The following is a 14738-nucleotide window of genomic DNA, read 5'->3' on the forward strand; positions in this document are numbered from 1 at the left end:
AGCCTGATTAGTTCCCCGTCTCCGGCCCGGCCTCGGCGGACTGGTAGAGGAAACCAGGTGTCGCGGTGTTGCGCGACACCGTCTGCGAGCCGGCGGTGGGAGCGGAAAGCTCGGTCGGCGTGGTGAATTCGGCGTAAGCCTCGAACAGTTCTTCGGCGTGCATCAAACAACCTTTCTGAGCGCGTGTTCCTTGTCGCGATTGCACAGCCTGTAGGTGGTTGGCCGGAATGGCAAGCGAGCAACTTGTGTGAAATGGATCACACGGCAGGGGAAGTAATGTTTCGGTAAATCCTCGTCGGGTCGACGTTGCCCGCCGCGAGGGCGGCGGCGAGCTGGTCGGCTGGAGTCCCCGGGCTCAGCAAGGCGTCCGCGAGAGCGTGCGAACGGTGTTCTCCGAAACTGAGGCCCTGGTAGCCGGGACGAGGATCCGCCGGATCCCAGGCTGCCGCGACGCCTGGGGAGAGCTGGTGAGCGTACGCGGAGACGGCGTGGCCGAGCCCGGGCTGCCGCGCCAGCGAATCGGCGATGTCCGAGGCGGACGGCCATGCCTCGGGCCCCAGATACAGCACCAGCGCGTCGCGCCGCGGAACGCGCAGGCTGATTTTCGCGCGAAAAGGAACACGCTTTTCTTCGAGGAAAACCAGGATCGCCCGCCACGCGGCGGGCGCGGTTTCCGGGTCGAGGAGATGTGCGTAGACGCGCAAGGTGTGGCCGGCCGGGGTCAGGCCGTGCCCCGCCGAACCGTCGACGAGCACAAAGTCGGGCGCCAGATTCGGGCGGACGCAACCCAGGTTGATCGAGACGTATTCTCCCTCGGTGCGGGAGGCGATCTGGGATTCCGTTACGCGCACCCGGACTCCCTCGATTTCGACGATCGTTTCGCTCCCGGAATCCCGGGAGAGCACGCGCCCGCGAACAGCGGTGAACTCATGGGGAACCGCCGCGATCAGCCGGCTCCGGAGGCCGGGAGGTTCCGGCGTGCTCACGATCTTGCCCACGTGGAAGCGGTCGTACAGCGCCGCCGCGAGTTTCGCCCGCAACTCGGCCCGGTTCGCCGCCCGCATCGCTTGGCCGGCGACGACCGCCCGGTTGCGCTGAACGTCGACCTCGATGTCTCCCAAGGCATCGAGCAACGCCTCGGGCGAGGATCCAGTGGTCGGGAAGAGGGTGGTCACGTCGTCAGTCCCAGTGTCGTGGCGAACCGCTCCGGATTGAGCAGCACGGTCCGGCCGATGCCGGCCGCGGCGCGCTCGACCGGCGCGAGCTTGGTTTGCCCGTGGGCGGCCGCGACGACGCGGTCGAACTGGTGCCAGCCGGCGAACGCGGCCGAACGCCGGGCGAGTTCGGCGTCCTCGCGATGCCGGCGGTGGCTCAGGTAGGCCTGCCAGAACGCGGTGATCAGGGGACGCACCGCGGCGAACTCGGCAGTGCCCCTGGCCACGATTTCCCGATGGTCGTGCACGCCGCCGTCCTCGGTGATCCGCAGGGTGCTCCGGTACAGCCATTCCCCGGCGAAGGCGCCGATGTCTCGCGCGGGATCGGCCAGCCGCAGCTCGTCCCAGTCGGCGAGGAGGATGTCGTCGTCGCTGAAAATGAATTGGTCGAGGCGCAAGTCGCAGTGCGTGGGCGCGAGCGGCACTCCAGCCGTGTCGCGCAATCGCCGGATCGCCGCGACAAGGGCCTCGTCCTGCTGGGCCAACCGCCACAGCTCGAGCTCGGCGGCGCACGCGACGCGGAAGGACTCCAGCGGGAGGGCTTCGAGATCGCGCAGCGGGGGCAGCTGGGGAACGGAGGTGTCAAGCCACGAAGGAGGTTCCGCGTCGTGCAGCCCGGCGACCAACCGGCCGAGAGCCGCCGCGGCGGTCTGCTCGAATTCGCCGTCGTCGGCGAGTTTCCTGCCGTCGCGCGCGGGCGTGATCAGCTGGTACACCAGAAAACCGGATTCCCGGTCCCATCCCCAGCAGCGCGGCCTCGGCACGGGATTCCAGGACGCGGATTCCAGCGAGATCAACCGGCCGAGCCTGCCGGCGGCGCCCGGCGAATCGGGCTCAATTCGCTTGATGAACACCTCGGCACCCGATTCGGTGGCGCCCGCCCAATTCCGATGCCGCCCGGCGTATGTTCCGGTGACGGCGCCAAGCGCGCCCAGTCCCATTTTTGTCAACAGCGAATCGACAATCGCCCGTTCTTCGGCGTCCGGACTGATGCTGGTCCCTGTCATCCGGTGCATGTTAACCTGCGGCCTGGGCATCAAGGTAGGGAGTCGGGGTGCGCGAGTTTTGCATCGATGCTGACGGTGTTCCGGTTTTTTCTTATCTTCGGCGAGAGTTTCAAGGGCAACCTTGGGCGGACCGAATCGAAGTACTCGAGGAAGGCGCCGCCGATGTCGCGTTACGCGAAATGTCGGGCTGGCTGGCGACCGGTCCGCGCGTGCTCGCCGACGAACTGGTGGCACGCGGAGCCCGGCTCACCCGGGCGACTCAGCGGATGACCTGTGACCTCTCGGAGCTGCGCCCGCCCGGCGAATGGGCGAGCCGGGAACCGGACTGGCCGCTGCGGCTCGAATCCGCTGACCGGCCCGCCGCCGACCTGGTGTCCGCCTGGCGCGCGGCCTACCCGCCCGGTCATGCCGACTACCGGGCGGAGTACGCGGATCCGGACGTGGTGCTCGACCGTCTCGAAGGGCTGGTGGCCGGGACGTCGTTCGGGCCGCTGTCCCCGTTGAGCGGGCTGATCTGCGATGGCGGCGCGGTGGTCGCGGGCCTTCTGGTCAACGACCTCCCCGGCGAAGCTCCTTGGGGCGGCCTGCTGATCACGGACCTGTTCCGGCACCCCTCGTATCCGAGCACGGGAACGCTCCTGCTTCGGCGGACGCTGGCTCGCGCGGCGCTGGCGGGAGCCAGCGTCCTGGGCCTGGTCGTTACGGACGGCAACCCGGTGCACCGGCTGTACGAGCGGCACGGGTTCACCGTCTTCGAGCGCCCAGCGACCGTCGCGATCCCCTGAAATAGCCGCTGACCTGCGCAGACATCCTGACGTCTGCGAAACGTCTGCGCGGTCGGCGAAGCTGCGGTGGGATCTGGGCGGGGAGTGCGGACGCCGATCGGCTTCTTTCCGGCGTCGAGCCGGGGTCGGCGGCTGTCGGGCTCCGCCGCGGCTGAGGGAGGAGACGCGACGTGCATGGACTGCTGATCGGAAGACCTGGTTTGTCCACCGCACCGGAAAAGGTGCTGATCGACCGGCTGGTGAGCGGGGATTCGCCCCGTACGGGCGGCGTGCAGGCCGAGCACGTGAAGCTGCTCGCCGAGACGGAGGGCGCGTTGCCCCCGATCGTCGTCCACCGGGCGACCATGCGGGTCATCGACGGGATGCACCGGCTCAAGGCGGCCGTCCTGCGCGGCGACGGCACCATCGACGCGGTGTTTTTCAGCGGCGACGACCTGGATGCCTTCGCGCTGGCCGTCGAGCTCAACCACGCGCACGGCCTGCCGCTGTCGGCGGCCGACCGCAAGGTCGCCGCCGCCCGGATCATCGCCTCTCATCCGGCCTGGTCGGATCGGCGCGTCTCGGCGGTCACCGGCCTGTCGCCGAGCACGGTCGCGACGATCCGGGCGTGTTCGACTGTCCGGATCGGGCAGTCGAACGCCCGGGTCGGCCGGGATGGCAGGCTGCGTCCGCTGGACGGCGCCGAGGCACGCAGACGAGCTGCCGCGGTGATCAGTGCGAACCCGAGGGCTTCCTTGCGCGACATCGCGAAAGAGGCCCGCATATCGCCGTCGACCGCGCGAGACGTGCGGGCAAGGCTCGCTCGCGGCGAGGACCCGCTGACCCCCCGTCAGCAGCAACCGGACACGGCCTGCGGGCCGGCCGTCGAGGCCCGCCGTGCCCCGGCGGAATATCCGCCGGGGGTGAGCCCGATCGAGGAGCAACGGGCTCGGCGCAAGGGCGGCCGGGGAGCCCGCCGGGGCGGGCCCCGGGACGCCTCGTCGGCCGAATTCGTCGCGCTGCTCGCTCGGGATCCGTCTTTGCGGCTCACCGATGCCGGCCGGTCGTTGCTGCGCTACATCGGCTGTGTCGCGGTCGACGACGGCCAATGGGACGAAATGGTGCGCAGGGTGCCCTCGCACCAACGTGAGACGGTGGTTCGGGTCGCGCGTGAATGCGCGGCGGTCTGGCAGGTTTTCGCGGAACGGCTCGAGCGTCAGGTGGCCATGGCGGTCGAGGAAAAGGCCAAATAGGGAACCCGGAAATTCCGCGCGGTGTTCGACTGACTGAATCGGGCAGTCGAACACCGCCGAAACCGGCACCACGGGAAATGGCTTGGCGCCGGTTTCGGCGGAAAAGCTTTTCTGCTTGGCAAAAAGTGGACAGGCGCGCGCGAAGCCGATAATCATGACGTCGCCATCCGTTCTCGTCCGGATGGCGCGCCGGCAAGTGCGCGGGAATCGCCCGCTGTTTGATCGACAGTTCTTTTATCAGCCCAGTTTCGCGATCTCGGAGGATCTTCATGATCGACCTCAACGCCTATCGCCGGGTGCTGTCGATTCCCCGCTTCGCCGCGTTCCTGATGCTGGGTCTGCTGCTGAATCTCCCGAGCACCGCGGCGCCCGTGGTGCTCACTCTCTATTCCGCTACCGAGGTGCGGAACGGTAACTTCGGCGCCGCCGGTCTCGTCGTCGCGCTGTGGATGGCGGGCATGGCGATCGGCTCGCCGTTGCAGGGCAGGCTCATGGATCGGCGGGGCCTGCGGCCGATCTTCATCGCGGCGACCATGGTCCACGGGGCGTTCTGGGGGTGCCTCGTGGCCATGCCGTTCCCGGTGCTCGCGGTGGCCGCGTTCGGTGCGGGGATGTTCGTAGTGTCCGGCGGCACCATCACGCGGCTGGCAGTCAGCGCTCTCGTTCCGGAGGACCGCAGCCACACCGCGTTCGCCCTCAGCTCGATGCTGACCGCCTTCTCGGTGCTGCTCGCGCCGGCGGCGGCCGTGGTGATCGCCACCCAGGTGAGCAACACGGCCGCGATTGTGGTCGTGGGCGCGGCGTTCGTGCTGTCCGGTGCCCTGCTGGCGGGCCGCAAGCTCCCCGCGGAACATTCGACGTCCGCCACCGCGGGCGGGGGAGCCCGGTCGATCCTGAGCGCCAAGCTGATCCTGGTGTTCGCTTGCGTGGCCGCCGTGGGCGTGATGACCTCGGGCAGCGACGTCGCCCTGCTGGCAACGCTGAAGTCGGCCGGGCAGACTGCGTGGGCAGGCGCGGTGATGGCGGTGTGCGCGGCCAGTTCGCTCCTCGGCGGTCTGGCCTACGGGGGCCGCAAGCGCGGCTGGGCGCCGGCTCCCGTGGTCGTCGCCGTCGGGCTTTTCATGCTCCCCATTGGCATCTGGGCCGACTGGCGCTGGCTGCTCGTCGCGTTCATCCCCGTGGCTTCGCTCATCTCCCCGGCGTTCTCGGCGCTCGCTCAGGTCGCGGGCGCGCTGGCCCCTTCCGGCTCGCGGGCCATGGTCATGAGTCTTTTCGGGACAGCGGTGATGGCGGGCAACGCTTTGGGGCCGCCGCTGGCGGGGCTGGTGTACGACCACAGCTCGCACCAAGTCAGCTTCGTGGTGATCGGCGGCGTCGGCGTCCTCGTCGGGTTGCTCGCCTCGCGCCCGTTGCGCGGGCTGATCAAGGCGAATCGCCCGGAGTCCGAGCAACCCGCCGCACCGGCCGGGGAACCGGTTCCCGCCGAAGCAGAGAAATGAGGATCGAACGATGTCATCAGCACGCCGGGTCGTCGTGGTCGACGCGTACGGTACGACGAAGGCGCTGGCGGACGAGTTCCGCGGCGCGGGCGTCGATCTGGTCAGGGTGCAGAGCAGCCCGGTGGTTCCGGCGCTGTTCCAGAGCCGGCCGGTGGACCGCGCGGACTATGTGGACGACATCGTCCATGACGGCGACCTGGCCGCCACCCTGGCGAAGTGCCGGGCGCACGAGCCGATCGCCGTCGTGGCCGGCGAAGAACCGGGTATCGAACTCGCCGACCGGCTCAGTGCCGGTCTGGGATTGCTGACGAACGGCGTCGAGCTGAGCGAGGCCCGCCGGGACAAGTACGCCATGATCGAAGCGGTCCGGCGCGCGGGACTGACCACGATGCGGCAACTCCGCCCGGAGTCGGCAGAAGAAGTCTTCGCCTGGCACCGCTCGATCGGCGGCCGGATCGTCATCAAGCCGCTGCGGTCCACCGGCGGGGACGGGCTGCACTTCTGTGACACGCCGGAGGAATCGGCCGCCGCCTTCGACAAGGTCGTGGGCGCGGTCAATCTCTACTCCGAGCGCAACGCCGGCGTCGTCGCGCAGGAATACCTTCGCGGCACCGAATACTCGGTCAACACCGTCAGCCGCGACGGCAAGCGGCACGTCACCGACATCTGGCGCACCGCGCGGATTTCGGTGAACGGCATCATCGACTTCGCCAACCAGGTGCACCTGATGCGCCGCCGCGGCGAGGTGCAGGACCGGCTCGCCGACTACGCGGGCCGGGTGCTGGACGCGCTGGACATCCGGCACGGCCCGGCGCACCTTGACATCAAGATGACCGAGGACGGCCCGGCTCTGGTCGAGGTGGGCGCGCGGCTGTGCGGCGGACGGGTTCCGTCTTTCGCCAGGGAGGTGCTCGGCGAGTCCCAGATCGACCTGACGGTGGACGCTTACCTGAACCCGCGCCGGTTCCATCAGCGCACCGGCGGCGATTACCCGGCCGGCCGCCATTTCGCGATCGTGCCGATGGCCTCCCCGGTCGAGGGGACGTTGCGCGGTTACCGGCACCTGGACCGGATCCGGGAGCTGGAGAGCTTCCGCGAGGTGCTCGTTTTCGTCAAGCCGGGCGAGCGGATCGTGCGCACCACCACCGATCTGCTGCCGTTGCTGGTGTTGCTGGAACACGATTCCGAGGAAACCGTGCTGCGGGACGCGGGCACGATCAACTATCTCGACGGCGAGAGTTTCTACGAGCTGGAGCCGGAAACCGCGGCACCCCAGCATGATCCGCGCTGAGGCGTCCGCGGACGGAAAGGTCTGACGAACATGGCATTCGGGAACGAGCTGGATTTTTACCGGCAGCAAACGGAAATCACCGATCCGGGCGACCTTGCCGGGTGGTACGCGGACATCCCCGACGACGTGGCGGAGCTGATCACGCTGATCCAGAACGTCGCGATGCATCGCGACGGCGCGTTGTGGCGCTTCGGCGTCATGCTGTCGGACCAGCGTTATGCGGAAGGGGAGACGCGCGAGGTCAGGGAAATTCTCGCGCTGCTCGGCGGTTTCGCCGAACGGCCGCCGGAGGATCGCTTCGGCGCGACCTGCCGGGATTTCTGCGTGCTGCTGGTTTCGATGCTGCGGCACCGGGGCGTGCCCGCTCGCGTCCGGGGCGGGTTCGGAAACTACAACTGGATTTTCGGCGCGCCTCGGTTGTTCGACGACCACTGGGTGGTCGAGTACTGGACCGCCGAGCACGGCTGGCGGCTGGCCGATGCGCAGGTCGGCGGCTCGGCGATGCACGATTACCGGATCGACTTCGATCCCGTCGACGTGCCGCGCGACCGGTTCGTGGTGGCCGGGCAGGCCTGGCTGGACTGCTGCGCCGGAACGCGCGATCCCGAAACGTTCATCGTGAGCGGATTGCGCCGCCGCGGTCTGCCGGTGATCGGGCCGACCGTGGTGCGCGATCTGGCCGCGTTGAACGGGATCGAGTGTTTTCCCTGGGACGAATGGGGAATCATGAAGGTGCCGTACGAGCGACTCAGCGCGGACGAACTGGCATTGCTGGAAAACGCGGCGAAGATCAGCGCCATCGGAGGTCCGCTCGAGGACGTGCGACGGCTCCGCTCAGCGCATCCGGCCCTCCGGGCCGAGTGAGAACCCCGACCTCGTGAACACATACCCCGCTTCGATTCCTGAGCTGCTCGGCATGCGGGCGGCGGCCCATCCCGACCGGATCGCGCTCAGCGACGACACCCGTTCCTACGATTACCGGACTCTCGCGCGGTTAGCGGCGCACGTCGCGGCACGGCTGAATGAACGAGGCGCCGGGCGGGGGCGACGCGTAGTCCTGCTCGGGCCGCGAGACGCGCGTCTTTGCCTGCTGTTGTACGGCGTGTTGTGCTCGGGAGCCGCGGCGGTGGTCGCGAGCGACGAGTGGAGCGAAACCGAACTGCGCCGCAGAATGACCGCGATCTCGGCCGATTGCGTGGTGACCAGCGGACCAGCCGTGCCGGCTCCGGACGGCTGGCCCGCCGAGGTCGTGGACGTCGACCTGCTCGCCGGAATGGCGCCAACGGACCCGGCGACGGTCGAGCTTCCGGTGAGCACCGACCTGGCCTACCTTTCGTTCACCTCGGGCTCGGCTGGCGCGCCCAAGGCAGTCGCCGTCAGCCATGCCAACGTCGTGCATTACGCACACGCGCTGCGGGACCGGCTCGGGCTGACTGCCGCCGAGCCGCCGTGCGTGGCGCATTTGACCACCTTGGCGGCCGATCTCGGCCACACCTCGTGGCTGCTCGCGCTGGTCACTGGCGGACGCGCGCACATCGTGCCGGATTCGCGAACGCGCGATCCGGAGGCGTTCTGGCTGTCCGTGCGCGGAGCCGGAGTGACGATGCTGAAGACCACCCCCACGCACTTGAAAATCTTGCTGGAGGGGCGGCCCGCCGGGGCCTTGACGCTGAGCACCGTGCTGCTGGGCGGCGAGGCGCTGTCCCGGTCGTTCGCCGCTGAGTTGTTCGACACGGCAGTCGCCGAGCGGGTCGTCAATCACTACGGACCGACGGAGACGACGATCGGCGCGACCTGTTTCGTCGCGACCTCCGCTGCGGAACTGCCTGCCGACGAATCGACGGTGCCCATCGGCACGGCTCTCGGCCAAGGGGTCGTGAAACTGGTCGACGAGGACGGGTGCGAGGTTGCCGACGGCCAAGCCGGTCAGCTGCTGATCGGCGGTCCCGGCGTCAGCACTGGCTACTTCGGCCGGCCCGACGAGACCGCGCGGTCCTTCGTGCGGCACGGCGGCGAACGGATGTACCGCACCGGCGACATTTGCCGGCGGCGCCGCGACGGTGCGCTCGTTTTCCTGGGGCGAGCCGACCGGCAGGTGAAGATCCGCGGCTTCCGGGTCGATCCGGCCGAGGTCGAGCGGGCCATCGACGAATGGCCGGACGTCACCGGCTCGGTGGTCCTCGCCCGGCCGTCGCCCGCGGGCAACCAGTTGCTCGCCGCGGTGCGGCTGGCCGGAGCGGACGCGAAAGTGCCGGACGCACTCCACGCGCACCTGCGCGAAAAGCTCCCCGGCTACGCGGTGCCGATGCCGATCGTGGCGCTGCCGAGCTTTCCCGCGGGACCGAGCGGAAAGCTGGACCGTTCCCGCGTCCTCGCGGTGCTCGACGAGGTCATCGCGGAACGTGCCGCGCTGACCCGGGCCGGAGATCCGGCTGACTCGCTGCTCGCCGACGCCATCGCCGGTCTCTGGGCGGGTGCGCTGGGGCTGCCCGAGTTCGCCGCCGACGCCGACGTGCTCGCGCTCGGCGGCGACTCGATCCTCGCGATGCGCACGATCGCGTTCTTGCGCCGGCGGGGATACCGGGTCACCTTCGAGGATTTCTACCTCAATCCGACGCCACGATCGCTCGCCGGCGCGGCGGCCCCGGTCCAGAACGACGCCGGACCGCGGCGGGCAGGGCCGGACCGGCGAGTGCTGGCCCCGGCGCAGCGCTGGTTCTACCAGCAAGGTGTCGAAGAACCGCAGCTGTGGAACCAGGCGGTGCTGCTGCGTTGTGGCCGGCGGGTCGAGGGCGCGGCGCTCGGCGAGGCCGTCGGCGCGGTGCTGGAGCGCCATTCCGCGCTGCGCCGGCCCGTCGGTCCGGATGGCCCCGCGGCACGTGCGCGCGCGGTGGCCGACCTCGATGTCGTGACGTTTTCCCAGCTCCCGACGGAATCGGACCAGGTCGCCGTTTTCGTGGAAGGGGTCTGCACCCAGGTGCAGCGGAGCATGCTGCCCGCCGCCGGGCGCCTCGTGCGGGTCCATTTGTTCCGCGGCGAAGCAGGGGTGCACGACCGGCTGGCCGTCATCGTTCACCATCTCGCGATCGATAGCGTGTCCTGGCGGATCCTGCTCGACGATCTCGCGGTCGCCTACCGGGCCGCGCTGGCCGGCGAGCGGGCGGATTTGCCGCCCACCGGCGATTTCTACCGCTGGGCCGCGACTCGCGCGCCGCACGGAAACGCGCCCGCGCAACCGGAGACCGGCAGCCGGAACACCGGCACCACCCCGGCCGCGTTGAGCTGGGCGCTGGACGAATCAGCCACCGCTGCTCTCACCGCGCGCTTCGGCAGCGCTCAGCGACTGGAGGCGGCGCTGCTCGCGGTTTTCACGGGTGCGGCGTCCGACTGGTTCCGCCGGTCCAGCCTGACCGTGGAGGTGGAGACACACGGCCGGGACGTCGAGTCCGTCGAGCACCTGGACACCGTCGGCTGGTTCACCGCGGTGAAGCGGGTCGAACTGGATCGAGCCGATGTCTGCGCGGAACGCCTTGGGGAGCGGGTGGACCAGGTGGAACGGCAGGTGCGGGACACCCCGCCGCTGCCGATGGACGTCGGCGGCACCCGCCCGAAGATCGGCTTCAACTTCCTCGGCGCCTTCCGGCTTCCGGACGAGCCGTCGCTGCGCTGGACCGTCGCCGCCGAGTCGCCCGGTGTCGCGCGGTGCCCGAGCGGCGATCCTCCGCACCGCCTGCACCTCACCGCCCGGATCGTGGAGGGCAGGCTGGTCGCGGATCTCGTCTATGCCGTTCCGGCGTTGTCCCGGCGCGGTGCTGAACACATCATGGCCGCGTTCGGGCACGCGGTGGCCGCTGCGGCGGATGCCGGTGCGGGCCCGGCGGTGACGGCGGTGCCGTCGCCGTCCGGCCAGGTGATGTACCCGGGGCCGGATCGGGCCCCTTCGGTCTGCCGGGTCGTCAACGAGCCCGCGCGGGTACTGCTCACTGGCGCCACCGGTTACCTCGGCAGTCACCTGCTCACCGAACTCACCGCACGCGGCGCGCGGGTCACCTGTCTCGTCCGAGGCGGCGACGACGGCGATGCGGCACGGAGGCTGGCCCCTCGCGACCGCGGCGTCGACGTCGTCGCCGGCGACATCACCCAGGAAGGGCTGGGCCTGTCCGCCGCCGGGCGCGCCGCGGTGCGCGACGTTCGGATCGTGATGCACGCCGCCGCCGACGTACGGCTCGTCGCCGCTCCGGCGGAGCTGGCGAGGACGAACACCGCGGCCGTGCGCCGGCTGCTCGACTGGCTGGACACCGAAACCGAAGGAGTGCGTTTCCACCACGTCTCCACGCTGTCGGTCGCGGGATATCTCGACGGGCCGGCCCGGGGTTTCAGCGAGACCGATCTGAACATCGGGCAGCGGTTCCACAATTCCTACGAGCGGTCGAAGTTCGACGCCGAGAAGATCATCCGGGCGTGGGCGGCGGGCGGTCAGGCATTCGTCCACCGCAGCGGGCACATCGCCGCGCACAGCCGCACGGGAGCGTTCCAGCACAACGTTTCCGACAACCGCGTCTATCAGGTGATCAGGGGCTACCTCCTGGCTCGCGCCGCGCCGCGCCGACCGAGGACGAGGTTCGCCTTTTCCCACGCGGACACCGTCGCGGCCGGTATTTCCGTACTGGCCCTGCATCCGCACACCGCCCCCGGCACCTACCACGTCGAAACCCCGCACGAACTGCCTCACGACGAACTCGTCGGCTGGCTCAGCGACTGCGGTTACCCGGTGACGCTCGTCGACGACGACGCCTTCGCCGAAGCGATCGGCCGCGTCGAGGAGTGGCACCCGAACGCCGCCCGGCAGGCAGCAGCCTGGTCCCAGTTGCCGGACCGCAACGTCGTCGTCGATTCCTCGTACACGACATCGACGCTGGCTCGGGCAGGGGTGCGTTTCGCGGAGCCGACCCTGCAGTGGTGGGCGGCCGCGCTGTCCTGGGCCGAGCGCGCCGGTTTCCTCGAATCCGCGCTCGCCCCGAGCCGACCCCGTTGACCGCAGCACTTCCCGAGGAGATTCATGTCGCAGCTGTCCCCGATCCTGAAGCAAGCCACGCCCGTCGTCGCGGTACGCGGCGCGGGTGTGCACCTCTTCGACGCCGCCGGTCGCCGCTACCTCGACTTCACCGCGGGAGTCGGGGTGACCAGCACCGGGCACTGCCACCCGCGAGTGGTGGAGGCCACCCAACGGCAGGCGGCGACACTGGTGCACGGGCAATACACGACGGTTCTCCACGAGCCGTTGCTGACCTTGACCGAGCGGCTCGGCGAGGTGCTGCCCGCGGGACTGGACACCTTGTTCTACGTCAGTTCCGGCAGCGAAGCGGTCGAGGCGGCACTGCGGCTGGCGCGGCATGCGACCTCCCGCCAGAACGTCATCGTCTTCGACGGCTCGTTCCACGGACGGACTATGGGGGCCGCCGCGCTGACGACGGCCGGCACGCGATTTCGGGCCGGCATCGGTCCGTTGATGTCCGGCGTCGCCGTCGCGCCGTTCCCGTATGCCTTCCGGCTCGGGATGTCCGAGGACCAGGCGGTCGACCACGCGCTGGCGGGCGTGGACCACGTGCTCGCGACCACGAGCGCTCCCGAAGAGACTGCAGCCATTTTCGTCGAGCCGGTACTCGGAGAGGGCGGCTACGTGCCCGCTCCGCCGGGATTCCTCGACGGGCTGCGCGAGCGAGCCGACCGGCACGGCATGCTGCTGGTCGTCGACGAGGTGCAGAGCGGGTTCGGCCGGACCGGCGAGTTCTGGGCGCACCAGCATGGCTCCCGGAGCGTGCCGGACATCCTGATCACCGCGAAAGGACTGGCCAGCGGATTTCCGTTGTCCGCCATCGCGGCGCCCGCCGCGCTCATGGCCCGTGCCTGGCCGGGTTCCCAAGGGGGCACCTACGGCGGCAATGCCGTGTCGTGCGCCGCCGCGCTGGCGACCCTGGACGTCATCCGGGACGAAGGCCTGGTGCGCAACGCCGCGGAGCAGGGCCAGCGGCTGCTGGCCGGATTGCGGGAGGTGGCTGAGGGCACCCCGGGTCTCGCCGACGTGCGCGGGCTCGGCCTGATGGTCGGCAACGAGTTTTGCGGACCGGACGGAGCACCCGATCCTGGTGCCGCGCAACGGGTTCAGCGCGCCGCGGCCGATCTCGGGTTGCTGCTGCTGACCTGTGGCGCCTACGGCAACGTGGTCCGGATGATCCCCGCCCTCGTGGTGACGGCCGAACAGATCGACGAAGCCGTGGCGTTGTGGTCGGTGGCGGTGCGCGCGGCGGCGGCCTGACAGTTCGCCGAATGCCGAAGAAGTGAACCGGTGCGCATTTATCTGCACACCTGGTCGAGCGCGAGGGGAATGTGTTACAAAATGCGAGTGGATCTCATCGAGTTTCCCGAGGATTGGAATTCCGCGTTGGTGGTGGTCGCGCACCCCGATGATGTCGAATATCCGGGTGCCGCCCCGATTGCCCGCTGGACCGCGCAGGGCAAAGAAGTGGTGTATCTGATCGCCAGTCGCGGCGAAGCGGGACTGGGCGGTTTGCCGCCGGAACAGGCCGGGAAAATCCGGGTCGAGGAGCAGATCGCCGCGGCCGCGGTCGTCGGTGTTTCCGTCGTGGAATTCTTGGATTATCCCGACGGAATGATCGAATACGGACTCGGGCTCCGCCGGGACATCGCGCGGGCGATCCGGGCGCACCGGCCCGAATTGGTCGTGATCGGCAGCCATCGGGAATTCAGCGGCAACGGCATGCTCAACATGTCCGACCATCGCGCGGTGGGGCAGGCCGGAATCGACGCGGTCCGGGACGCGGCGAACGGCTGGGTGTTCCGTGATCTGGCCGAGGAGCCGTGGGCGGGCGTGCGTTACCTGGCGCTGCTCGGCTCGCCGGACAACACCCACGCCGTCGACACCGGCGAATGGTTCGAAAGCGGTGTCCAATCCTTGCTTGCCCACCGCGTCTATCTCGATCACCTCGGCACGACGCCGGACGAGGTCGAAGCGATGCTGCGAAAATTTTCGATGGAGGTCGCGCCGCGGTTTTCGGGCCGTCCCGGAGTCGCGTTCGAAATGCTGTGACGTCGTAGTTTCGAGCACAAAGGAAATCATCATGAGCATGACAGACGAGCTGACTGACGCCTTCGCGGCGTCCTGGGAGCTGACCGCCTCGGTCGCCATCGACTGCTCTGCCGAGCGGGTTTACGAAATGGTAAGCGATATCACCAGAATGGGAGAGTGGTCCCCGGAATGCCGCGGCGGCGAGTGGCTGAGCGGCCCGCCCGGGCGGCCCGGCTCCCGTTTCCACGGTTTCAATCGCGAGGACGAGGCGGAATGGACCAGTGAGTGCGAGGTCATCGCGGCCACGCCGGCCCGCGAGTTCGGGTTCACCGTCCTTGCTTTCTGCGCCGGCCGGCCCGGGCCGGACACCCAGTGGGTCGGCGGCTCGCAGCCGGGAGACCAGACCTGGACCTTCACCATCCGGGAGGACGGCTCCGGCTGCGTGCTGACGCAGAGCCACACGATGAAACTGGTCGGTCCCTTCTACCGCATGTTGCTCGAGGAGGTCGCCGAGAACGAGCGACTGGACAACGTGCGGAACCGCAGGAACCACCTGCAGCACTCGATGGAGTCGACGCTGGCCGAGATCAAGAAGGCGTGTGAACAGCACAGCTGACCGGGCC

Annotated in this window: 12 protein-coding genes; 9 read left to right on the forward strand and 3 right to left on the reverse strand. The window is 69.3% G+C overall.

What is annotated here, in order from left to right:
• Positions 1-7: 7 nt before the first annotated feature.
• From ACWDNU_RS06435 to lxmK, 3 genes are all read right to left on the reverse strand, one after another.
• Positions 8-163 (reverse strand): hypothetical protein, encoded by a 156-nt coding sequence (locus ACWDNU_RS06435; RefSeq protein WP_370933278.1) that lies wholly within the window; start codon positions 161-163, stop codon positions 8-10.
• 94 nt (positions 164-257) lie between these two features.
• Positions 258-1175 carry a T3SS effector HopA1 family protein gene (locus ACWDNU_RS06440; protein ID WP_449668014.1) on the reverse strand — a complete coding sequence of 306 codons (918 nt, stop codon included), beginning with the start codon at positions 1173-1175 and terminating at the stop codon, positions 258-260.
• Positions 1172-2221 (reverse strand): class V lanthionine synthetase subunit LxmK, encoded by a 1050-nt coding sequence (lxmK, locus tag ACWDNU_RS06445; RefSeq protein ID WP_449668015.1) that lies wholly within the window; start codon positions 2219-2221, stop codon positions 1172-1174. The genes ACWDNU_RS06440 and lxmK overlap by 4 nt, the downstream gene beginning before the upstream one ends.
• A 179-nt stretch (positions 2222-2400) precedes the next feature.
• Between lxmK and ACWDNU_RS06450 the strand changes: the two genes are divergently transcribed.
• The 9 genes from ACWDNU_RS06450 to ACWDNU_RS06490 all read left to right on the forward strand — a co-directional run bounded on the left by ACWDNU_RS06450 (position 2401) and on the right by ACWDNU_RS06490 (position 14731).
• Entirely contained in the window at positions 2401-3006 is a 606-nt protein-coding gene (locus tag ACWDNU_RS06450) for an N-acetyltransferase family protein (protein ID WP_449668016.1), read from the forward strand.
• A 170-nt stretch (positions 3007-3176) separates the two neighbouring features.
• The gene (locus ACWDNU_RS06455; protein WP_370933285.1) at positions 3177-4238 is read left to right on the forward strand and encodes a ParB/RepB/Spo0J family partition protein; all 1062 of its coding nucleotides are present in this window, start codon (positions 3177-3179) and stop codon (positions 4236-4238) included.
• A 269-nt stretch (positions 4239-4507) separates the two neighbouring features.
• A complete protein-coding gene (locus tag ACWDNU_RS06460; protein WP_449668017.1) occupies positions 4508-5737 on the forward strand; it encodes an MFS transporter in 1230 nt (409 codons plus the stop codon).
• A gap of 10 nt (positions 5738-5747) precedes the next feature.
• Positions 5748-7028 (forward strand): ATP-grasp domain-containing protein, encoded by a 1281-nt coding sequence (locus tag ACWDNU_RS06465; RefSeq protein ID WP_449668018.1) that lies wholly within the window; start codon positions 5748-5750, stop codon positions 7026-7028.
• 30 nt (positions 7029-7058) lie between these two features.
• Positions 7059-7892 carry a transglutaminase domain-containing protein gene (locus ACWDNU_RS06470; RefSeq protein WP_449668019.1) on the forward strand — a complete coding sequence of 278 codons (834 nt, stop codon included), beginning with the start codon at positions 7059-7061 and terminating at the stop codon, positions 7890-7892.
• 13 nt (positions 7893-7905) lie between these two features.
• Positions 7906-12063 (forward strand): AMP-binding protein, encoded by a 4158-nt coding sequence (locus tag ACWDNU_RS06475; protein WP_449668020.1) that lies wholly within the window; start codon positions 7906-7908, stop codon positions 12061-12063.
• A gap of 24 nt (positions 12064-12087) precedes the next feature.
• Positions 12088-13344, forward strand: coding sequence for an aspartate aminotransferase family protein (locus ACWDNU_RS06480; RefSeq protein ID WP_449668021.1), 1257 nt, complete (start codon positions 12088-12090; stop codon positions 13342-13344).
• A gap of 87 nt (positions 13345-13431) precedes the next feature.
• Positions 13432-14136 carry a PIG-L deacetylase family protein gene (locus ACWDNU_RS06485; RefSeq protein WP_449668022.1) on the forward strand — a complete coding sequence of 235 codons (705 nt, stop codon included), beginning with the start codon at positions 13432-13434 and terminating at the stop codon, positions 14134-14136.
• 31 nt (positions 14137-14167) lie between these two features.
• Positions 14168-14731, forward strand: coding sequence for an SRPBCC family protein (locus ACWDNU_RS06490; RefSeq protein WP_449668023.1), 564 nt, complete (start codon positions 14168-14170; stop codon positions 14729-14731).
• The last annotated feature ends 7 nt before the right edge of the window (positions 14732-14738 follow it).

It is taken from the genome of Amycolatopsis sp. NPDC003676, from assembly GCF_053587275.1.